This is a genomic window from Sphingobacterium sp. UBA5639, assembly GCF_002421245.1.
GTDB classification, from domain to species: domain Bacteria; phylum Bacteroidota; class Bacteroidia; order Sphingobacteriales; family Sphingobacteriaceae; genus Sphingobacterium; species Sphingobacterium multivorum.
Genome location: NZ_DIJR01000002.1, coordinates 553,124 through 573,744, shown reverse-complemented (window position 1 = coordinate 573,744; position 20,621 = coordinate 553,124). Strand labels below are relative to the sequence as shown.

Sequence of the window (20,621 nt, the reverse complement as noted above, 5' to 3'; positions counted from 1 at the left end):
TTATTGAGGAAACGTGTAGTATTCGCTCCGTCTTGACCACCAAAAGTGGGGAAGAACCAGCATGCTCCGGTATATGCAGTTAAAGTTTTCGAACGCTAAATGAACGTGCTTTAATAGCTTGTTTCATAGTTTTTTACGGGTATAAAAAAGGAGACAACTTCTATCAAGTGTCCCCTTAAGTGGAGGTCACGATAGCTCAATAGAACCTTTAGTGCCTTTATTACAGTTTATTAAGAAGATAAAAATAGGTTAAAAAAAACCTTTTCTACCTAGTTGTTCATTACCATTGAATATAATTGTATTTAAATGTTGTAATGAGTCAGCTGATTCGAGTGAAGGTTCTTTATTGTCAAAAACAATTATTTGAGCATTTAATGGTGTGTTGCTTAAATCAATAAAGAATGAGTCAACAACACCTTGAGAAGTCACGTCTGAAAGGTTCAAATTTCGTTTTTCTTCAAAAGTTGTCAATGGAGAATCTAGTACTATCAAGTTGGAAAAACTTCTTTTTTTGGCTAAGCAATAATCTAATACTCCCAAGAGGCAGGCAGCATAAGAAATTGCTCTTTTTCCCTTTCCATAGCTCTTACGATTTTTACCTGAAATTACAATGTCAAAGACTTGATAGCTAGAGTCAAAGACAACATTTACGGAAGATAAGTAATTCCAATTATTAAGTCTAGCTTCTATAAATTCAGCTAAATCAGATAATAATGAATAAGGTAGTAACGTTATATTGTCTTGCTCATCTTTATGTTCTAGAATTTTTTCCAATCGATCTTTTTCTGTAAATAATTTTGTAATTTCTTTATTGATGAATTTTATTTGATTTTTAACACCCTCAAACCCCATAAAATCATGTAGCTGCATTTTAAGCCCCTCAATAGTCGGAGAAAAATCTTCGTTGAGTCGAGTTTCTAGTTCTAAGATTTGTTCCTTAATATCCTCATAATTTATTTGAATGCTTTTATATTCATATTCAAGCCCATTTATTGTCTTTTCGAGATCTGCTAATTTGGAAATAATCTTGTTTAATTCCTCATTGACCGCAATCCGAAAGTTTTCGGTTTCATTAATATGAATTATGTGGTTCCCATCTAAGGGAGATGAACATACGGGGCAAATGGTATCTCCTAATTGGCTTGATAAGACTTCAGCTTCCAAAATAAATTCCAAACGTTTGGAATCGCTGCGATATTGACTTCGTAATATTTCAAATCGGCTTAATAGGTCAAAATTATAGTTTAATTTTTTTTGTATTGCAAGTCTTTCCGTAACAAGTCTCGTTTTTTGATCTGTCAAAATCTTTGCATTCTGAATTACTTCTTTAAGTTGAATAGTTAGTGAATTATAAACCGATTCATAATCATGTGAAGCTTCATTTCGTTGCTGTTCGCTATATAATTGGTCAAGTTCCTTAGCATATTCGCTAATTTGAGATCCAATGAATTCAAGTTTTCCACGTAATTGAGTTTCTCTTTTATCATCATCTGTAACCTGCCTTACTTCAGAAAAATCATCACCAGTTAATAATAAACTTAAAAACGATTGATCCTTAATTTGATCCATGAATTGACGCGAAAAATAGAAGGGAGAATTTTCGGTAATTATTGAATCTTCAGCAATGAAAGAGAATTTTATTAAATCTTTTATTCCTAAATTTTGCTTTGTACCTTTTTTTTTATTTTTCAGTAATTGTTTGTCAGCCAAGCCACATAAATCAAGTAAAAACGCTGAAATATTATCAGGTCTCGTTAGGCTTCCCTTTGTGATATATTTCTTTTTATCTGCACCAGAGGTAAAATAATTCTTTATCTCACATTGTTTGATATCTATAGTATTTTGATTTAGCTTTCTATGCAGTGTATATGGTATCTCGTCAGAAAAAGTATTAATCTGCATTAAAAAGTCCTCATAACCTACACTTTCTGGTATGTCTTTTATTTCATTGGACCTACCTAGAATAAACTGTATTACCGCAAAAAGATAAGACTTACCAGAATCTGAAACGCCTGTTACTAAATTCCCTCCTTTTTCAAAGCTAATTTCTGCAGGAATAAGGTTTGTTCCCGTAACACTTAATTGTTTTATATAAAAGCCGTTCATTAATCTCTAGTTTGATCTGATAAAAATTCACCCCCCCATTTCTCAAGGTTAATATCAATAAACTCGCGCATTTGCGAGTTAGACATTTCTCTGAAATATTGTTGAGTCCAGTTAATTTTTTCCCTTAATTCGTTGAAATATTGTGTCTGGAAATAATCTAAAAACTTTTTTCCGGACTGGTTAATAATGTAATTAAATCCACTATCATTGGCGGTCACATCTATAAGTTCTTTTGATAATAAAAGTGCTAAAGCTTTTTTTATTAGCTCTTTTCTTCCGAAAATCTGAATGCCTCGATTAGGTATTGGAGGATGAATACTGATAGGGCCACCGACATCAGCGGTGTTTAAACATAGGTAATCAAAAAACATCAAACGTTCGGCATCCGTACCATTATCACTGAAATTCAAATTCAATAGGCAGCGGATTGCAATTTCTATAGGAGTGTTATATAATTTGATTGGTTGCATGTGTTATCTAGACTTTTTAACCCACTGAACTTTACCTTCATTTGCTAAGTGATGACAAATACCTTCTTTATCTTGTACTTTGATTTCCTGAAATAGTGGATTGCTTGCAAAGGATTGCTGTTTAACACCTTTTGTGACAGAAAGTAACCTTTCAAGTCCAGATTTATCCATCGCGCAAAGTAAATTTGTGGTGGCTATATTATATGCTTCATCTTTTAATTCTTCAAAAGGCAAGGGGTCAGCCTCTGGGAAATTTTCTCGGCTGAATGTTTCTAAAGTTTCAGCGCAATAGAAGCTTTTTCTTTGTTCTTTGAAGTGATTATGTAAATCAACGCTTGCTGCTTCCAGTTCCGTTATTGATGAGATAGATGATGCTATATTTTCACTGTAAACTGCAAAAAGCTGTGAAGTATAGACTAATTCTTTTGGCTGGATCTCAACGGTAGCTTCTGGAATAATTTCTCGAAATTTTTTTAATCCACCTCCAAAACGCAAGATATGATATCTAGTTTCAGCATGCTGATTGATCAGTTCGTGTGGAGCAATCTCATCCAATATTGAAAAATTGAACGATTTTACATAGGTTTTGAAATCACCTTCCAATATAATACTTTCCTTTTTGGTTATGTCATCTCTACAATATTTATCCCAATTGTCCGCTAATGTTTGGTTAATATCAGATGGATTTTGTATCATGTCGAAAACAGTAGTACCGACTCCCTTCGGAGATACAAAATAATACTTTTCAGGAATTGAATAATCACCTTTGAACGTGAAGTATACAAGCTTACCTAGTTCCTTATATATATCTGTTGGCGCAAGTTTAGTAGCATAGTGTTTACATTGATATATATCAAATTTTTGATCATCTAAAAAGCCTAATATATCTCTTCCTTTATCTCCTGCTCCACCAAGCTGTCTTACTTTAGGGTATTTTTTAGATAAATAATCGTCGGCCCACTCTAAAACCATCTCCTCGAAATCATCTTCAGAGATCGTTTTCATTCTATCTAATGGTGAAACAATAGCACCAGATAGAATTTCAAAAGTACTTATTCGTCTTTTTCCTTTAGGTCTGGTAATTTCTAAAAATGTAATCTGCATTCTCTAGGTTTAAATATGAATTCTATCGAATTTTTTACATAAAAACTATACGGTTTACTGTTGTAAAAACATATAGACTTGATAAGATGACTAATAGCGATAAATATTTTTCTAATTTTTCGCATAGAAAGTTACTAAAAATTATTTGACCTTCTAGTCTGAATAATTTTTATAATTCCTTTTTCATTATTACCATTTTCATATTAACGTTATGCATTCTTCAGGGGGCTTATAGGTCAATACATTTACCTAAATGCATTGATTGGATATTTTGATACCATTATGCGAAAACTGACGACCAGCCAATACCGATAATTTTTATAAAGTTGGGAAAACTTATCTATTAGCGAAATCCGTGACATTTTTTAAACTTAATTCCACTACCACATGGACAAGGTTCATTTCTTCCGGGGATGGAGATTTTGTGATTAGTTGAATTGTCTAATCTCCAGTCATTCATTATTGATCCTCCTGCTTTAGAATTGAAAAATGCTTTAGGGTTTTTTAATACCTCATCAGTTATTTTTTGTAGTTGTTGGTCGTTCGGTTGGGGCAATTCACTAATGGCCTTTACACGAAATATCAAGGCTTCCATAAAAAAGCTGTCCTGAAAGTTCTGGGGAAAATTTATGATTCCACCCGACTGCTTGATTTGAACTATTGAATTATCAATATTTCTAGAATCCTTTATAGTACTCCAAAATATAAACTTTAAAAACTTACCATACACATAAATATGATCTCCTTTATCATCGGAGAATATTGTGAGGTCTATCATTCTAGTAAAGTAGAAATCTAAACCCATAATTCCTGTATTATGTGACTTGATATCATCAGTAAGAAATAGGTTAACATCTGAAAACTGGGGGGCTTTTTTTTCACCCGCTAAATAACTCTTCCAATCCAATTGTACCTTCTCTAGGATATTCAAAGTAGTATCGTCGGAAATCGCGGAGTTTTCCATTTGATGTAGCAAACCTCTCCACAGCACAGAGATAAGAAAATAGTAGAGGTTTTCATCGTAGTGAAAATTGTGTTCACCCATTTCCATGAAAGGTTTAAAAATGTTTTCTGCAAACCATTTCTCTTTGATACTAAATACTTGTTCTGCTTCGTGCGAGAGATAATTTCGCTTTAAGCCATCTTGTAATCGCTGATTCGGATTTGAAAAATTTCTTAAATATTTCGAACCTGTACGCTTCATATAATCTATAACGAATTTCGGCATGAGATGGCTAGATCTTAATTCACCTTCTGTTCCGTAAAGCCTACAATTACCTTTCATATTCTATATTTTTGCTTTCTATTTATTGAGTTTAAAATATTACTGAATTTCCCCGAAATAAGCGTTTACTTTAACTATTTCATCTGAATTCCTCCTAAGACTAACAGTATATCTAAGCCCATCTTCGATTAGGCCTTTCTATTCAGGTATTTCACATGTTTCATATGATACCTCCGTTCCAACAACTAGTAGAACAAAGGCTTGCTCAAGCTTTTCTTTTAATTTAATCAGATAATGCATGGTTACAATGACTGAAAGGTTAAGTTAGTGAAATTTTTCAATTATATATTGCAGAAAATATGAATTTTTTTATCCGTAAAATTTAGAAATTTATTCAGTGGATCTACTTGTTTTGCCAAAATTTATAGCATATTTGAAAAGCCCCCTTATTTAAAGAAATTATTATGAATTTGGATGATATTATTAATAGATCAACAGGAATTGCATCTGCCATCGAAAAGCTAAGTAATCGACAAAACGAGATCAATAAAAGATTAGCTGGATTACACAGCTTTCCAGGTTTTTCTAATATAAAGTCGGAAACTATTTTAGATAGAATCCCAAGTATTGATAAAATAGTAAGTTCTTATGGAATTTCCGATTTCCGGTTCAAGTCAATTGGCGAGGAATTCATTGGTTCTATGGATAGAGTAAATGCCCTTCATTCTGAATATATTGAAAGGTTTGGAAAATTAGTTGATATTGCAAAAACATTTGATTCCAGGCGAAATGGAATGCAAAAACTATTGGAAAATTTTAGTATTAAAGTTCCTAATTCAGAGTTTTTGGGGGAATTTCACAATGAATTTACTTCGATGAAAGATGCCATAAATGTTATTGATCTGGAAGTCATGGTAAATAACGAGGAATCTATAGATTTTGACATCTTAAGTGCTAAGATCAAAAATTTAATTGCGAGTAGTAAAGAATTATCAAAAAAAATTCCCAGTAAAAAAATTAATTCTTTTTTATGCTTTATCGCGCTATTAATGGGTTTTCATCAATATTATGATTTTGTCAAGAAAAAAAATGAATCGTTTACAGTTGAGGAAGGACAAGTATTGACTAAAAAAGTTGACTCAATCATTAATTATTTGGAAAATTCTACAGTGAAGTTCAGAATAACAAATCGATCTTGTTATTTAAAATTAAAACCAAACTCTAAATCTATTACACTATATAACATCCCTCAAGGGCATCAGGTAAATGTATTAGAAACTAGACAAAAATGGGCTTATGTAAAGTATATTGATGGTGCGGATAATTTAATAATTCACGGGTGGATATTAAAGAAATATTTGGGTATTAATTAATTGTGAAATTGTCATCGAAGGTTTTTGGTACGAGGAATCCGATGACACGGTTTGTGTTACAGTTTCGAAGCTATAACTTCTCTGTACCGTCATCTTTCGACTTCTCTGATCTCCATATCTTCGGATTTAGAAGCTGGTATTTGTTCTTCCTAAGTGGCCAGAGCTCCAGTTCTGACCACCTAAGCGATACGGGTATAAAAGATAATTCAATCTCAACTATTTACTATGATATACTGTCTGGGAAAAGACCTGATCATTCGATAATCCCAATCTGTTCTAAAAGATCACTGGTTAATTTTGAAAGAGGCCTTTTTTCGTTACTTGCCCTGTCTATATAGTTGCTGAAAATTGTCAAAGAATTACCCTCTATCGCACAGGAGTGATAAGTCCATTCAAATCTGAATTTTTGTTTGACAGTATCTTGGACTTCCTTTGTTAATGGAATGCAATCTATTTTTTCTTTCAATAAAGAGCCTTGATATGTTATTGCGTTCAAGTTTCTCATGAATTTGAGGAAGATCAGATTTTATTTTCCTAACTATTCTTAATTTTTGTGGGGGAGGAACTTTACCTATTTCGAAATATAAAAAAGAGGCTTGTTTGAGCCTCTTTTCTTATAAACCAATATTGCGTAGATAGATTTAAACAAATTCTAACTCATATGGGTTATTAATACTTTCTTTACCAAAGCGTTTTAGTAGTTCAAATTTGTTTGTGGAATCAATACGTTCAATTTTTAAGATTTCTTTGACTGCAGGTTGTTTAAGACCGGGAATACGGCTTTGAAAAAACGGCCATAATTCATGATTACGGTAAACCTTATTTAAATTTGAAAAACCAGCAATATGGTTATACTTATCCTTCACTTTTTTAAAATCTTCCGAATACTTGAATTCCCATTCATTTTCATTAAAACGGAGCTCTCCAATAAGGAGTTTCTCGTATTTTAGAAGAAAAACTTCATCACGCTTTGAAATTTGGTGTACTAATGGAGCACTGATCTTATCAAGACTTTTCTTCTTACGGATCAATTTATTAATAATATTCAACATGACGCCTCCTCTCTTAAAATGCTAAATCTTCTTTTAATAATATGTATTATGGTATCAATTCTAATAACACTGAAAATTGATGAAAATTCATCTTTAATCATTGTAATAACTTCTTCTTCTTTTAAAGGACTGCAAAGATCGTTAATTATTTCTAAATATTCACTATTTCTAAAGTTCTTAATAAAAAAGATTAAATCAAAATGATTTATGTTAAAATTCCCTTCGGTACTTATCCTTGGGCATGCCTCCTTGATATATCTCGCAATTTTCTTGCCATTGTTCTTTTCTTGGGCTACATACTTTATCAAATTTTCTTCACTCCAATTCCAAGTGAGGCCTCTTGCAGAATCGTATATAGGTGCAAGGCGGGGTAAGCTACTATTTTTTCTAATAGAAGTAATCACTGCCCAATTATAGAAATGTCTATCATTATTGCCAGCAATTGCATCGAAAGTAATCATTCTAACAATATCTTTGATTATAGTCTGATGGCAATGAGGGTATTTATGTTCAATAGCCCCTATTAGAAATTCAAAAGTGAAATTTTCTCTTGATCTTTTTTTGTCATTGGCTATCTCTTGTGCCATTTCCATATCATTTAAATATTCACCGAATATTTCGGCACCATGGCTCATGACCTCATGTTTTGGATTTAAAAAATATTTGCTCAAGAATCTGATTTGTCCATTGATTTTTAGCAGGCAAACTTCATTCATTTTCAAACCAAGAGTTTGTCCTATTCTGTTTATCATAAATTCAATAACAGATTCTTGTGGATACCACTTTTCACCTGTTTTTGCTATATAAGACTCCCAGCTCTGTTGGTTACATTTCTTGTTGCTCCCACCTTTTTTGTACGTATATATCTTTAAAAATGCTTTTGGTGCATCACCGTCTAGCGGCTTATCTATAACAATATAATCCTTACTTTTAAGAACCTGGATGCTTTTTTCATTAATATTTCCCGAACACCCAGCTGATTCTTCTCGTCTTAAGACATGTTTATAATTTGGCATTATATTTTGCTCTAATTCAAAAACTTTGACATGTCTTTCGTTTATAAAATTTTGAGACATGTCTTAATACTTCAAATTCTTAGTCACTTATTATCTAGGAAGATTAGACTAAAGATAATTGGCTATTTTTTATTAAAATGCGAGCAACAAATAGGGAAGTTGCCCGCATCTAAAGGGCAAAGTTACTTTTGCTCCAGTAATTCAGTTATACGCTTATTCATCGAAGTAACATTGTCAATTAATAACAAAATTGCTTCACTTTGTTTTTCATCATTAGATTTATATGTGTGAAAATTACTATTAATCGGTGAGCTGTAAACATTTTCAAAGTGATTTACACTTGATGAAGATGAAAGTAAAGAAATAAAATCGGTTTTAAATAAAATAGAGGATTTCTTAACAATCTCTGGTGTTATTACAGCTTCTCCTTTTTCGATTTCAATTATATCATCTTCTTCTAAGTCTAATTTATCAGCTGTTTCCAAAGTGGATAACCCATTAATTTCACGATGAACTTGAAATAGTACTCCAAGTTTATTTTTGTCTAGTTCTTGTAATATGTTGTCATTTGCCATAAATGTCGATTTAAATATCTTCTAATTATTAGATTTGTCATTAAGTAACTGCATGATGTTCTTGTTCATCTCAATTACATTTTCAATTAAAGCCAAAATCACCTCATTTTGTTTCTCATTAGTGGATTGATACGTGTGAAATGTGCTTAAAATAGGCGAATTATGAATATTATCAAAATAGTTCACGTCGTTCGAAGACAAGAGAAGTAAAGGATCTATCTTAAATATCTCTGATATCTTTTTAACAAAATCGATAGTAATTTTTGTTTCTCCACGTTCATATTTGGTATAAGCGGCTTCCTTGATACCAAGTTGTTCGGCTACATCAAACGCTTTAAGACCAGCAATCTTTCGTTGAATATAAATTTTATGTCCTATTTTTTTGTTATCCAATTCTAAAAATGGATGTTTGCCTTCATTTGCCATAAGCTACAAATCTACTCATTCTGAATTATTGAAGTTTAATTGGAAAGTAGTTTTTAGCTACTTTTTATGTAGGTAAATGTACTAAAAAAAATAGTAATATTGATGCTTTTTTAATAATTTTGTTCATAAATAATTGTTGAAAATTGATTTAGAAAATCATCAGTAAAAGTTTACTTGATTTAGTAACTTTGCAGAACTTCAAATAGAAAGAGATGAAGCTTCTGCTTCGAGTCTTGTTCTGGAAACTAGCACTTTTAAAGAACACAAGATGAGAAGTAAGGACTCCCATGCTATAAGTATGGGGTTCCCTTCTTATGTGTGTTCGGGGCGTGCTAGCCCTCCAGGACCATAGGTTGGGACTCCATGCTTATAGCAATATACCCACCGAAAAGACTCGTTTAACCAATAAAAACGAGTATGAAAAAACAGCTTTACAAAAATTTAGTCCGTTCTCCGGAGTAGCTCTAGAGGCGAAAAGTCTATACGACTTTTTTAATCGTAAAGTGCGTGACGACCCTATTATATACCTTGGAAACTAACCATTCAAACGCCCTTCGATTTTTTTATTAACCTTATTATTTATTTGTGACCTAAGCTAGGCTTAAGAGCAAATGCGATGCGTTTGCAAGTGTCGGAGAGCATTCTGGTCCAAGCAGGTCACAGCCCTATTAAAACCTTTAAAAATGACTCATTTTTACAAGGGTGGAAGTGAACTGCCTATTGGTACACAATGCTCCTGCCCACAACTAACTAAATCGAACTGCTTAAAGTTGACAATCCTTATCTGGGGTATTGAAATGTTTTCTATGTTTAGTTTATCAGCTCAGGCGCCTCGCAAGAACAGCGGGGCCGATGGGCTTTTAATCAAATCCCTGAAAGTGGGAGATACCATTCCTGAAGAACTTTGGAATATTTCATTAGAGGTCGCTAACCATCCTGTTGCTAGAACCTATATCTCCCTTCAAGATTACCGGGGCAAAAAATTAATCATTCTTGATTTTTGGGCGACATGGTGTGCAGGTTGTATAAGTTCATTGAAAGAATCTATTGCTCTTCAAAAGCAGTTTAAAGAGGATATCGCTATTATACCTGTAACAAGGGAACCACTGGCTAAAATAACAGCTAAAAACGTAGTCAGCCGCAATTCCTTTCTTGCATCAGCCTTCACTGTATTCAATGATTCAATTTTAACCAAAATCTTTCGTCATCAGACAGTACCCCATCTGGTGTGGATAGACAGGAATGGCATCGTTCAAAGGACAAGCCTACCTATGTTTCTCAATCAAAAAACTGTGTCGAAGGCGATTAAGTATGGTATCTACGACAGTATTCCCACAAAAGATGAATATCTGGACAGAGCTGATATAATGCATAGACTGAGTGTAAACGCTAATTTTCCTTTTGTTTCCAATAAATTGGAAGGAACAAGAAGGGAAAGCAATTTTTTCGCGAAAGGCAGAAACAATGATCCCCTGCTTTATTTTGTCAACTATCCTATGCTACATCTCTTATTGATTGCAAATGGATTGCCCATCTCTTTTCCAAATTCAAGTGTATACATCAATGACCCACGTTGGAAGGACGAATATTTTCCTTACCAAGCAATCGACCTCAACAAATGGCTACCTAGCCATATGTACTGCTATGCGGATAGTATGGCGGCCGTGCCACAAAGGGGAGCGGCCTCAGCAAGGATGAAGACGGCGCTCGAAGGCTTTTTTGGAATAACAAGTTCTGTAGACACACAGTGGATGGAATGTGTCGTCATAAAGGATGCTAAAAAGATATCTCAGATAAATTCATGTACGGGATCGGAAATGATCCCATTAAACCTGTTGGTAAATGAACTGAATGCAAATACCCGTCACATTGTAGTGGTCAATGAGTCGAAGCAATATTACAAGATAAAATATCCTAAAAGTATCAGATCGCTTAAAAGGCTTATCGAATATGTTGAATTGCTGAGAAATTTAGGTCTTACCGTGAAAATCGAACGTAGGTCGGTCAGCATATTACGGATTAATGGAAAGGAGAAAACAACATGAGAAATTATGTAATAATATTATTGATGCTATTGTGCAGTGTATCGACACTGATGGGACAACAGTATATTCAAATTAAAGATAGTCATAATAACAAAGGTATAGAGGCTGTTTCTATCCGTTGTTTGCCGGGGCAAACAAGGCTTTCTACAGATAAAAACGGTTTGGTTAGGATTCCGCCAGAAGCAAAGGAACTGGAATTGTCACACGTCGGCTACCAGCCAAAAAGAGTTGCATTGGATACAATCTCGGGAAGTGAGATCAGCCTGCAGGCCAAACAGCGTGAACTTGAGGAGGTACAGATCAATACTGGTTATACAGCCATTCCCAAGGAAAGGGCTACAGGCAGCTTTGAAACAATTTCCAGTGAAAAACTGAATCAGGTTGCTTCTACGGATATTTTTAGTAGACTGGAGGGGCAGAGCACCATCCTTTTTAACAGGTCGGATTATGGTATCAGTGCCAATAACCATAATATCGGTATGCAGCTCCGCAGTGCCTCATCGATCTATGCCGACGGCTCTCCGCTGATCATATTGGATAATTTTCCGTACGAAGGAGATCTGTATTCGATAAATCCGAACGATATAGAAAATATCACAATTTTAAAGGACGCCTCGGCAGCTTCGATCTGGGGTGCAAAGGCTGGAAACGGTGTGATTGTCATCACGACGAAAAAAGCAAAGATGGGACAGGGTGCTAAGATCTCGCTATCTTCGAGTATACGGATACAAGATAAACCGGATCTAAAGAATGCTTACACCCTTTCGTCAGCAGATTTTATCCAGGTCGAACGCGATCTGTTTGAACGTGGTTTTTACGATAGCCAGTTTTCAAGTTCGGCACATCCAGCTCTGACACCGGTAATTGAACTGCTATTGGAAAACAAGAAGGGGACTGTAGATAATACTGAACTTGAGGATCGACTCGAGCAGATAGCAAGTCATGATGTGCGGACAGATTACCTACAGTATGTATATCGTAAACTCCGGTACCAGCAATATAACCTTTCCATGGATCTAGCAGGAGACAGAAACGCTACCTGTATTAGCTTGGGATATGATAATGATAACTATTCACTAAAAACAAATGGCTATAAAAGAATAACCGCCAATCTGACCAATAGATTGCAGCTTTTACCGCGGCTGTCAATGAATTCAAAGATTACTTTTTCAAACGAAAAGGAGGTTTCAGTAGGTTCCTTTGGTACGTATGGCTATGATATATCTTTCTTGAACAACAAGAAAATATATCCATACGCCATGTTGATCAAAAATGATGGTAGCCCTGCCAATATAGACCGAAACTATCGCGGTGAGTACCTCGATCAATGGAATGGAAACGGTCTTCTTGACTGGAATTATAGTGTGCTGAAGGATATGGCATCTTCCTTGGCCGAAAGACAGAATAGAAGCTTGTTGATGTTCATAAATCCCATTTTTGATATCGGTAATGGATTTCAATTGCAGGTCAATTACCAATTCCAGTCAAACAACATTGGAAATCGTACACTCTACAAGGACGATAGCTATTATACAAGAAATCTGGTCAATCTCTATTCACAGCTTGGAGGTGGGAAACTCGTCCGGAATATTCCAATAGGTGGAATCTTGGACAAGACGGTCGAACAGCTGACAGCACAAGCTTTTAGGGGGCAGCTAAATTTTAACCGCTATATTTCAGATAATCATCGTCTGGATGCCCTGGCGGGATTTGAAATGCGGAGATCGTTGAACAATTACGATCAGCTACGCAGGTACGGATATCAGGATAACAATCAGTCCTATGTCGAAGTCAATTATAACCAAAGTTTCAATATGTTTGATGGTTTGAGCTTTGCACGTACTATACCCACCAACAAATCACTCGGATGGACGGACAACCGGTTTGTCTCGTTATTTGCCAATGCATCTTATTCCTATAAGGATAAGCATACCCTGAGCGCCAGTGTGCGAAAAGATGCATCCAATATGTTCGGTGTAAATACGAATGATAAATGGTCACCCTTTTGGTCGGTCGGTTACCTTTGGAATATCGCAAAGGAAAAATTTGTAGCCCATTCAATTTTTGAACAGCTTAAATTGCGTGCTACTTATGGTTTTAGCGGCAATACTGATCCGAATAGGCTAGGTGTTACTTCCATCAAATATGCAACCAGTAATGAAGCTTATTTTAATCTTCCCTACGCCACGGTTATCAATGCCTCAAATGCAAGATTGCGCTGGGAAAAAGTTGGGACAGTTAATCTTGGGCTGGATGTAACGCTCAAAAATCCCCGCCTGTTTGTGGCACTGGATTATTACTGGAAAAAAACAACAGACCTGTTTGGCGTGCAACCCCTGGATCCAAGTTCAGGATTTGTAAGTGTATTTACCAACAATGCCAATATGAGGGGGAGGGGGATGGAATTGAAACTCGGTGGCAAATATGGACGGGATGGTTCCTTCAATGGAAGTACAACTGTCAATCTCGCTTATTCCAAATCCAATATAACAAAACTAAATACTACGGGTGTACTGTCTGCATCCCAGATCTTGGCGTCAGGACTGGTCGAAGGAGAGTTGTTCCGTTCACTGTATAGCTATAGGTTTTTAGGACTCAGTACGGATAATGGAAGTCCGCTAGGACAGCTGAATGGCTCAGAAAGCACCGCTTATGCTGATATTATCCGAAATACAGAAAAGGATCAGTTGATTAATCACGGTTCTGCTATTCCACTATTCTATGGAAATTTATCACAAAATGTTGCGTTCGGTGATTTTTCAGTTTTTATAAATATTACCGGCCAATTTGATTATTTCTTCAGACGGACAAGTATCAACTATTTGAGTCTTTACAATGAAAACGTAGGTCATCCTGATTTTCAGCGCCGGTGGATACAGTCAGGTGATGAACGTCATACAGAGATCCCTGCGATGTATTATCCTGCGAATTCCAGCAGGGAAGATTTTTTTAGAAATAGCTCGGCTTTGGTCGAGCGCGGAGACCATATCAGACTACAGGATATACGCCTTCAATATCGGTCAACCTATCTGGAAAAAAGATTAAAGCTGGCCGCTGTTAGATTGCAGCTTACAGCAAGCAACCTCGGGATTATATGGGCTAAAAATAAGCGCGGTATAGACCCGGTCTATGCGGCCTCGGGACTGGCGCCTGCGAAAACTTACGGATTTGGAATGAATGTTGAATTTTAAAAAACGAAATAATGATGAGAATCGCCAAATATTTGATCGTTATATTGATCCTTCAGTTAATGTCCTGTTCTAAATTTCTTGAAGAAAAACCGGCCAGCACAATAACAACACCCCAGACCGAGGATGATATAAAAATGATGTTGAACTATACAACGATCATGCATAGGAACGAACCCGGAATCATGGAAATAGCCGCAGATGATTATTTTTTGACTGATCAAGCCTGGAATTCTATTACCCTTGAAAATGATCGTCTGGCTTATGTCTGGTCGGATCAGCCAATGATCTTGTCGCAGTGGTCGGGGGCATATACTCCGATCATGTATTCAAATGTTATTCTTGAAAGTTTGGATAAGATAAAGTATAAGGATCTGGGTAATAGAAACCGTTTCGATGGGATAGCACGATTTCATCGGGCTATAAACTATTATCGTATCCTGCAGGCTTATGCTGTTGCATTTGATCCTGCCAGTGCAGCAGTTAAACTGGGCTTTGCCTTACGGGAATCAGCGGATATTGAAACAAAATCCAGACGATTGACCATCCAACAATCTTATGCGTACCTGATTGATGACCTGTCGAGATCAACTAATGGATTGCGTGTGACAGAGGAACAATCTGTGTATCCGAATAAGAGTGCGGCATTTAGTATATTGGCTAATCTCTATCTGGATATGATGGATTATGAAAATGCTTATAAAATGGCAGATTCGTCGATCTTCTATAATCAAAATGAATTGTTGGACTTTAATAAAGACCTCAAGGAAACAGATGCGATCCCTTTTGTACGGACAAATAAAGAAATCATATTTTATTCACTGTTAAATGGAAGCCAGGCACTGGTTCCTTCTCGAGCTAGGGTGGCAAAGGAACTTTTATCCCTCTATGAGCCCTTTGATCTGCGGCTATCGCTTTTTTATCATAAAGGGAGTGATGGAAATTATTCTTTTAAAGGAAATTATGATGGAAATAATACATCAGGTTTAATGTTCAGTGGGATTACTGTAGGTGAATTGCTGTTGCAACGAGCTGAAGCCGCAGCAAGAACAAGGAGAAATGATATCGCCCTGCAAGATCTTAATCTGTTGCGATCTTTTCGGATCAAAAAGGCAGAATATGTTCCTTATGAGAGGTTAGAATCACAACAATTATTGGATGAAATCTTAAAGGAAAGGAGGAAAGAACTGGTTTATAGGGGTAGAAGATGGTCTGATCTCAAGCGCTTTGCGGTAGAAGGACGGACAATACCAGATCTGTCACGCACTATCAATGGAGAAGCCCATACATTGACACCAATAAAACTAAAATTATTTGCCTTTAAAATACCTGATCTTGTTATCGAAAATAGTGATATCGAACAGAACTGATGCGTAAAACCAAGGCCCTGAAGAAACTTTTCAGGGCCTATTTTAAATGCCAAAGAATTTGGACGTACTAATTTTTGACCTGAACATGTTCTGTCGGCTGGCCAGATGTAGTTGCATCACTGATTTCTTGTTGCAGTTCTGGTGTGATCTTAGGCTGATTTGAACTATCCATTTCTGCTTGAATTGCGCAGACACGATTACCGGTTTCACATCCATCGGGGCTGGATTTTGGCCCTGAATAATCGGATGGATTCAATGGGTCGGTGCCATTTAGCTCGAACCAGGGATTATCATCCAATTTTGTTGCACTTTCAATTCCTGCTGATGTCAATGAAGCAACTGATAACCCGGCAGCAATTGCTATTCCCAGCATAGGCATTACGTTTGTTTTGAAGATTTTTAGAAGTTTCATAATCTTAATTTTTAATGATAATTGATCTATTTATTATTACAACTGTTGCCTACTAATTTTTTCAATGTTGTTTTTTGAGGTAACAGTATATTTTATGTCTTTTGGCAGACGCGCCCTTCACTCCAATAATCTGAAACCAGAGATCCGTTATTGTTTTTCGAAACTATTCTTTTGTAAGCGCCTGACTTGACGAGAATCTATCCCGGTTTTTCCAAACTCCATTTCGTAATATTGGCATCGACCGGGTGACTTTACTACGAACTATAGTATTTATTTTATCTGGGTTATGTTTGGATTTTAATATCCACCATTGGAGTAAAAAGGCCCAACAACTGATCAGCATGAGGAAGGCATTAAATACAAAGTGCTCTTTCCAGCCAATCTGAATAACCAACCCACAACTACAGGGAAGTTTGTCACTCCAAACATGTAATATTGCTAGCCCCACATAGATTGTGAAAACGATCATCAATAATGCGGAAAAGCCCAATCCGAGAAGCCGTGTCCGTTTATAACCGATCAATAGTGAAGCGATGAGCTCACTACTAGGAACGGCATAAGCCAAGAAGATCGCAAAAGATCTAGGAATCGGTTGACGGAGCATACCTTCCATATTTTGTTCAAAACCTTTGATCTTGTTGTAAGCGACGAAAATCCAAAGACCCATCATTAAGGAACCATAAAATGTCACCGCGATTTCTTTCCAATGAACTAAGCAAAAGCGAATGACCAGCATCGCAAATCGCGACAATAATCGGATTCCCGCTTTCGCCAGCGAAGGGGTCTTTCCAATTTGAAAATCTTGTTGGCTGATCTGCCTATTTGTATTGTTCATCTGCTTACTAAGTTTACAACGCTAAATTAGCTTCTTATACCGCCCTAGTGTTAGGCCAAATTTGATCGAGCGATATGCCAAGTTTGATATCGATCTTCAGTAGCCTTCATAATCTGAAAGCAGATAGGGGTAGCCTTTGGGGAACTCATCATAGACATGAAGGTAGGCCAATACAAATGGGCATACCCAGCGTCGGTTGAGTAGGTCGACAATTGACGATAGGTTAAGCGGATCAATGTAGGAGCTGTCATAACGCTCGAGGATTTCGCTGATATCAGATTTGATCTGCTGGCGCCGGCTATCTTTTTCTTCGTAGTCTAGATCCCCATACAAAATAGCCCAATACATATCTTGCAATTCTACAATGTAAAGTAATTCACCATGCCAATAATCCAGCTTAAAGCCATGCTTTTTTAGAATTGTAAACAAAAGTTCCAGACAGTGATGTACGTCCATCTCATCGAGATAGGGTGGCGGAAAGGCCGTGAAAGCGATATTAGCCCATTCTTTGTCGACCTGGTTATTGACATACGCCAACTGGATCATGATGCCTTCACATTGCATTTCGTCAAAATAGTAAACATCGAACTCATGGTCTCGATAGAGAGCAGAGGTAAAGGTAATTTCGATCAATATGCTGGATAGGATATAGAAGAGCTCCAGGTGATCATTGCCCAATGGAGGAAAGGTGAGGTAGAGGTATTCATCAAAACTTAGTGGTGGTTCGGAGCTGATTTCCTGATCCGTTTCCGATCGCCTGACGTCGATCCGGGGGGATAAATAGTCATCCATTTGGAGAAATTCATGGTAGAACTCATAGCGACAGACCATAAGCTCCTGATGGAAGGAACTTTCTCGCCAGCCTTGCGGAGCCAACAAGGTCATCAGTTGCGGTACGGCCTCATAAGCATCCTGAAGAATCTCTTGGGTGATTTTAGTGCCTAGTTTTTTGTTGTTGTTAAATTTCATGTTTAAGTTTATCGGTTATTTTTAGCGTTTGAGATTTTTTTCAATTTCGGCCTTAAACTGCGATGCAGTTTTGCCGGTCAACTTCTTTATAAACCGGTTGAGTTCGCTCGGACCGCTAAATCCGGTCTCATCTGCAGTAGCACCAAGTTTATCATGCTCCACGATGGTTAATTGTACGAAGGCCAGCAAGCGCATATTGCGTTCGTCTTGCATGCTAATACCGTAAAATTGATGGTATTGGCGGCTTAGAATCACTGGATCGACACCTAGGACCTGAGCAATCTCATGGATGCGCGTCTTTGCGCCTTGATGAAAGACTATCACGTCGAGCAGTTCTTTCGCTTTCTGTGGGAGAGGTAGGATCGGATCCTCTACCTCGATAAGCTTAAAACGGCTGAGATGAACCAGAAAAATTAAATATCTGAGCAGGATATGCTCGTTGTTGAGCGTATTGGGGTTAAGCTTGCTAAATAGAATGCGCAAATATTTGATGGTTAGCGGGCCTACTCTAAAGTCTGCACTTTTAAGTGTTGCCGCAGACTGTTCCTTCCTGGCTTGGATAAGATGTCTGATAAAAGAGAATTGCTGTAGAACAGGTGGTCTGAACATGCCCGCATCGACAATAAAGCCAATCAAAATGTGATGGCCGACTGGCAGATGTAAGTTGTAAAAGCCTTTAGCGAGGTAAAAATATGCACCCTTTGCTTCTGACAGTTCGAAGGTAAAGGATTGATCCATACGTTTGCCGTAAATATGGCCTGTACTTAATTGAGGATAGATGAGATGCAGGTCGTTCATCGTGATCTCAACCTGCAGGTTCATGGCCTTTTGGATCCGGTACTCGTAGTAATAAAGATAAGCATACCGCCCATCGAAGATCTGCTCGCTGATCTGGTTGTCGGTAGATTGCCAGTGCATTTGCTCTGCATTGCGGATGGGGTAACTAAATGTTTGCTGAGGTTGGTTGACTGCGCTAAAATCCTCATTTAAAGAAAATTTGTAAGTTCTTTTCATCTCGGTTATATAAATAGTTAAAAGATGATTTTATGAAGTTTAATTAGAAGGAGCCAAATAAAATTGTACATAACTGATTTTTGCCTGTGACTGACTACCACGATTGGCTGACTGTATTTTACGCACTGTAAATAGCATATCGCTGTGGTAAATGGATTGCAACTGTCTATTTCCCGTGTATGTACATTTTTTTTTCAGATAGTTTTGTTTAACCAACATATTTGCGCCATTGGATCCAATATGGACTAGTTAATTTCTGGCGGAGGGAGGGTACAACCCGGCGACAGAAAATGGTGTAACATGTAGATACTATGAAATGGAATCAAAAAATGATCAAATTTTAAAAAGTATGGAACTGATTGAAGACAATGTTCAGACATTGACCTGGGAACAGTTGTTGCCGTTTATCGCTGAGGAAGCGTCTACCGGCGACAGATGTCCGATCTTTACCATCTAAAAAATGCAGCCTTATACCCGATAGGGAGCGGAGTTTTACCAAAGCATCGCTCCTTTTATTAACCAATTTAAATCATTCATGTTAAAAAAATACAATACCTGGGATTTCGCGCTATTTTCCGCACACCTCCATTATTATATGCCCTCTATAGCCTGGCATGATCATTACCAATTATATGACCAATGGAAATCTTATCATATTGCCAGGCCTTTCCGCCCAGTAGCACAATGGAGTGCTTTAGATCCAAACGTGTTAAAAGACGGAGGCCCTAAGATTATCTGCCTGTACCATTTAGGTTTTCATGCACAATTACCATGGGTGCTGGCCGATCAGGGGATTCAATTCGATATATTGATGGATAAAAAGGTATACCTGGCCCAAAATGGCGAGATGCAGGAAATGCAAACAGAAATGCGGTTAAGGGGATTAAAATTCCGTTACCTGATTAGTGATGATCCATCAGTACTATTAAAGGCCAGGAGTACTATTCAAGAGGGAAGGCATCTATTGATTTTTGCAGATGGAAACAGTGGCGTATCTGAGTCGAGGCATAAAAAAGTAGCCATTGATTTTTTGGCCAATCGGATCTATGTCCGTACCGGAATTGGCCTATTGGCTTACCTACTAAAGGTACCCGTTGTACCACTTTCCCATAGGATCATGGATGAGCGATATCGGCTCAGCTATGGAGCGCCTATTGTTCGTGATAAAAATGAGCAGCGAGAATTTTTTATCAGCCGCTGTATGCAAGGCCTCTATAATTTTCTGGCTATTGAAATAGACGACCAGCCCTGGAAATGGGAATGCTGGGGATATCTGCATGAAATGAATTGCTATGATATAGTTGCTTATACAGCGGAGCTAGCTCATAAAGATAAGGAGCAGACCTGCATTAAACTGAAATTAAATGGAAGGAAAGGTTGTTTTAATAGGAAATATTTTTGTTACAAATTCCTGTAAAAATAAAATGTAAGTAAATTCAGG

At 36.8% G+C, this 20,621-nt stretch carries 17 protein-coding genes; 5 read left to right on the top strand and 12 right to left on the bottom strand.

Going from position 1 to position 20,621, the window contains the following annotated elements; translation table 11 throughout:
• Positions 1 to 249: 249 nt before the first annotated feature.
• The 4 genes from B4Z90_RS03305 to B4Z90_RS03290 form a co-directional block, all read right to left on the bottom strand.
• A complete protein-coding gene (locus B4Z90_RS03305) occupies positions 250 to 2,106 on the bottom strand; it encodes a hypothetical protein (protein WP_286801405.1) in 1,857 nt (618 codons plus the stop codon).
• Positions 2,106 to 2,576: an ABC-three component system middle component 2 gene (locus B4Z90_RS03300; protein ID WP_286801404.1), complete on the bottom strand. Its 471-nt coding sequence runs from the start codon at positions 2,574 to 2,576 to the stop codon at positions 2,106 to 2,108. The genes B4Z90_RS03305 and B4Z90_RS03300 overlap by 1 nt, the downstream gene beginning before the upstream one ends.
• A 3-nt stretch (positions 2,577 to 2,579) precedes the next feature.
• The gene (locus B4Z90_RS03295) at positions 2,580 to 3,680 is read right to left on the bottom strand and encodes an ABC-three component system protein (RefSeq protein WP_286801403.1); all 1,101 of its coding nucleotides are present in this window, start codon (positions 3,678 to 3,680) and stop codon (positions 2,580 to 2,582) included.
• A gap of 343 nt (positions 3,681 to 4,023) precedes the next feature.
• Positions 4,024 to 4,965: a YecA family protein gene (locus B4Z90_RS03290; protein ID WP_286801402.1), complete on the bottom strand. Its 942-nt coding sequence runs from the start codon at positions 4,963 to 4,965 to the stop codon at positions 4,024 to 4,026.
• Positions 4,966 to 5,369: 404 nt separating this feature from the next.
• Between B4Z90_RS03290 and B4Z90_RS03285 the strand changes: the two genes are divergently transcribed.
• Entirely contained in the window at positions 5,370 to 6,278 is a 909-nt protein-coding gene (locus B4Z90_RS03285) for an SH3 domain-containing protein (protein WP_286801401.1), read from the top strand.
• A 641-nt stretch (positions 6,279 to 6,919) separates the two neighbouring features.
• Here B4Z90_RS03285 and B4Z90_RS03280 read toward each other — a convergent pair.
• The 4 genes from B4Z90_RS03280 to B4Z90_RS03265 all read right to left on the bottom strand — a co-directional run bounded on the left by B4Z90_RS03280 (position 6,920) and on the right by B4Z90_RS03265 (position 9,347).
• Complete coding sequence (locus B4Z90_RS03280; RefSeq protein WP_108632584.1) at positions 6,920 to 7,330, bottom strand: HipA N-terminal domain-containing protein; 411 nt, start codon at positions 7,328 to 7,330, stop codon at positions 6,920 to 6,922.
• On the bottom strand, positions 7,324 to 8,406 hold the full coding sequence (locus B4Z90_RS03275; protein WP_286801400.1) for a HipA domain-containing protein: 1,083 nt from the start codon (positions 8,404 to 8,406) through the stop codon (positions 7,324 to 7,326). Before B4Z90_RS03275 ends, B4Z90_RS03280 begins: the two co-directional genes overlap by 7 nt.
• Positions 8,407 to 8,528: 122 nt before the next feature.
• Entirely contained in the window at positions 8,529 to 8,921 is a 393-nt protein-coding gene (locus tag B4Z90_RS03270; RefSeq protein ID WP_286801399.1) for a hypothetical protein, read from the bottom strand.
• 21 nt (positions 8,922 to 8,942) lie between these two features.
• Positions 8,943 to 9,347 carry a helix-turn-helix domain-containing protein gene (locus tag B4Z90_RS03265; protein ID WP_286801398.1) on the bottom strand — a complete coding sequence of 135 codons (405 nt, stop codon included), beginning with the start codon at positions 9,345 to 9,347 and terminating at the stop codon, positions 8,943 to 8,945.
• Positions 9,348 to 10,030: 683 nt separating this feature from the next.
• Here B4Z90_RS03265 and B4Z90_RS03260 point away from each other — a divergent pair.
• Genes B4Z90_RS03260 through B4Z90_RS03250 form a run of 3 tightly spaced genes read left to right on the top strand, consistent with a single transcriptional unit; the run spans position 10,031 to position 15,950 of the window.
• Positions 10,031 to 11,392: a TlpA family protein disulfide reductase gene (locus B4Z90_RS03260; protein WP_286801396.1), complete on the top strand. Its 1,362-nt coding sequence runs from the start codon at positions 10,031 to 10,033 to the stop codon at positions 11,390 to 11,392.
• Positions 11,389 to 14,583, top strand: coding sequence for a SusC/RagA family TonB-linked outer membrane protein (locus B4Z90_RS03255; RefSeq protein WP_286801394.1), 3,195 nt, complete (start codon positions 11,389 to 11,391; stop codon positions 14,581 to 14,583). The genes B4Z90_RS03260 and B4Z90_RS03255 overlap by 4 nt, the downstream gene beginning before the upstream one ends.
• An 11-nt stretch (positions 14,584 to 14,594) precedes the next feature.
• On the top strand, positions 14,595 to 15,950 hold the full coding sequence (locus B4Z90_RS03250; RefSeq protein ID WP_286801392.1) for a RagB/SusD family nutrient uptake outer membrane protein: 1,356 nt from the start codon (positions 14,595 to 14,597) through the stop codon (positions 15,948 to 15,950).
• Between the two features lie 67 nt (positions 15,951 to 16,017).
• On the opposite strand, the gene B4Z90_RS03245 is transcribed toward B4Z90_RS03250, so the two are convergent.
• The 4 genes from B4Z90_RS03245 to B4Z90_RS03230 all read right to left on the bottom strand — a co-directional run bounded on the left by B4Z90_RS03245 (position 16,018) and on the right by B4Z90_RS03230 (position 19,180).
• Positions 16,018 to 16,362 (bottom strand): hypothetical protein, encoded by a 345-nt coding sequence (locus B4Z90_RS03245; protein ID WP_286801390.1) that lies wholly within the window; start codon positions 16,360 to 16,362, stop codon positions 16,018 to 16,020.
• Positions 16,363 to 16,525: 163 nt separating this feature from the next.
• Positions 16,526 to 17,197: a MauE/DoxX family redox-associated membrane protein gene (locus B4Z90_RS03240; RefSeq protein WP_286801388.1), complete on the bottom strand. Its 672-nt coding sequence runs from the start codon at positions 17,195 to 17,197 to the stop codon at positions 16,526 to 16,528.
• A 96-nt stretch (positions 17,198 to 17,293) separates the two neighbouring features.
• Positions 17,294 to 18,166, bottom strand: coding sequence for a hypothetical protein (locus tag B4Z90_RS03235; RefSeq protein WP_286801386.1), 873 nt, complete (start codon positions 18,164 to 18,166; stop codon positions 17,294 to 17,296).
• A 21-nt stretch (positions 18,167 to 18,187) separates the two neighbouring features.
• Positions 18,188 to 19,180, bottom strand: coding sequence for a helix-turn-helix domain-containing protein (locus B4Z90_RS03230; RefSeq protein ID WP_286801383.1), 993 nt, complete (start codon positions 19,178 to 19,180; stop codon positions 18,188 to 18,190).
• A gap of 535 nt (positions 19,181 to 19,715) precedes the next feature.
• Between B4Z90_RS03230 and B4Z90_RS03225 the strand changes: the two genes are divergently transcribed.
• Positions 19,716 to 20,597, top strand: coding sequence for a hypothetical protein (locus B4Z90_RS03225; RefSeq protein ID WP_286710038.1), 882 nt, complete (start codon positions 19,716 to 19,718; stop codon positions 20,595 to 20,597).
• Positions 20,598 to 20,621: the final 24 nt, after the last annotated feature.

What these genes read in the sequence shown, in the direction of transcription:
- B4Z90_RS03285 (WP_286801401.1), top strand. Translation starts at nt 5,370, where the DNA reads ATGAATTTGGATGATATTATTAATAGATCAACAGGAATTGCATCTGCC.
- B4Z90_RS03290 (WP_286801402.1), bottom strand. Translation starts at nt 4,965, where the DNA reads ATGAAAGGTAATTGTAGGCTTTACGGAACAGAAGGTGAATTAAGATCT.
- B4Z90_RS03280 (WP_108632584.1), bottom strand. Translation starts at nt 7,330, where the DNA reads ATGTTGAATATTATTAATAAATTGATCCGTAAGAAGAAAAGTCTTGAT.
- B4Z90_RS03235 (WP_286801386.1), bottom strand. Translation starts at nt 18,166, where the DNA reads ATGAAATTTAACAACAACAAAAAACTAGGCACTAAAATCACCCAAGAG.
- B4Z90_RS03245 (WP_286801390.1), bottom strand. Translation starts at nt 16,362, where the DNA reads ATGAAACTTCTAAAAATCTTCAAAACAAACGTAATGCCTATGCTGGGA.
- B4Z90_RS03300 (WP_286801404.1), bottom strand. Translation starts at nt 2,576, where the DNA reads ATGCAACCAATCAAATTATATAACACTCCTATAGAAATTGCAATCCGC.
- B4Z90_RS03255 (WP_286801394.1), top strand. Translation starts at nt 11,389, where the DNA reads ATGAGAAATTATGTAATAATATTATTGATGCTATTGTGCAGTGTATCG.
- B4Z90_RS03250 (WP_286801392.1), top strand. Translation starts at nt 14,595, where the DNA reads ATGATGAGAATCGCCAAATATTTGATCGTTATATTGATCCTTCAGTTA.
- B4Z90_RS03240 (WP_286801388.1), bottom strand. Translation starts at nt 17,197, where the DNA reads ATGAACAATACAAATAGGCAGATCAGCCAACAAGATTTTCAAATTGGA.
- B4Z90_RS03265 (WP_286801398.1), bottom strand. Translation starts at nt 9,347, where the DNA reads ATGGCAAATGAAGGCAAACATCCATTTTTAGAATTGGATAACAAAAAA.
- B4Z90_RS03305 (WP_286801405.1), bottom strand. Translation starts at nt 2,106, where the DNA reads ATGAACGGCTTTTATATAAAACAATTAAGTGTTACGGGAACAAACCTT.
- B4Z90_RS03295 (WP_286801403.1), bottom strand. Translation starts at nt 3,680, where the DNA reads ATGCAGATTACATTTTTAGAAATTACCAGACCTAAAGGAAAAAGACGA.
- B4Z90_RS03260 (WP_286801396.1), top strand. Translation starts at nt 10,031, where the DNA reads ATGACTCATTTTTACAAGGGTGGAAGTGAACTGCCTATTGGTACACAA.
- B4Z90_RS03230 (WP_286801383.1), bottom strand. Translation starts at nt 19,180, where the DNA reads ATGAAAAGAACTTACAAATTTTCTTTAAATGAGGATTTTAGCGCAGTC.
- B4Z90_RS03270 (WP_286801399.1), bottom strand. Translation starts at nt 8,921, where the DNA reads ATGGCAAATGACAACATATTACAAGAACTAGACAAAAATAAACTTGGA.
- B4Z90_RS03225 (WP_286710038.1), top strand. Translation starts at nt 19,716, where the DNA reads ATGTTAAAAAAATACAATACCTGGGATTTCGCGCTATTTTCCGCACAC.
- B4Z90_RS03275 (WP_286801400.1), bottom strand. Translation starts at nt 8,406, where the DNA reads ATGTCTCAAAATTTTATAAACGAAAGACATGTCAAAGTTTTTGAATTA.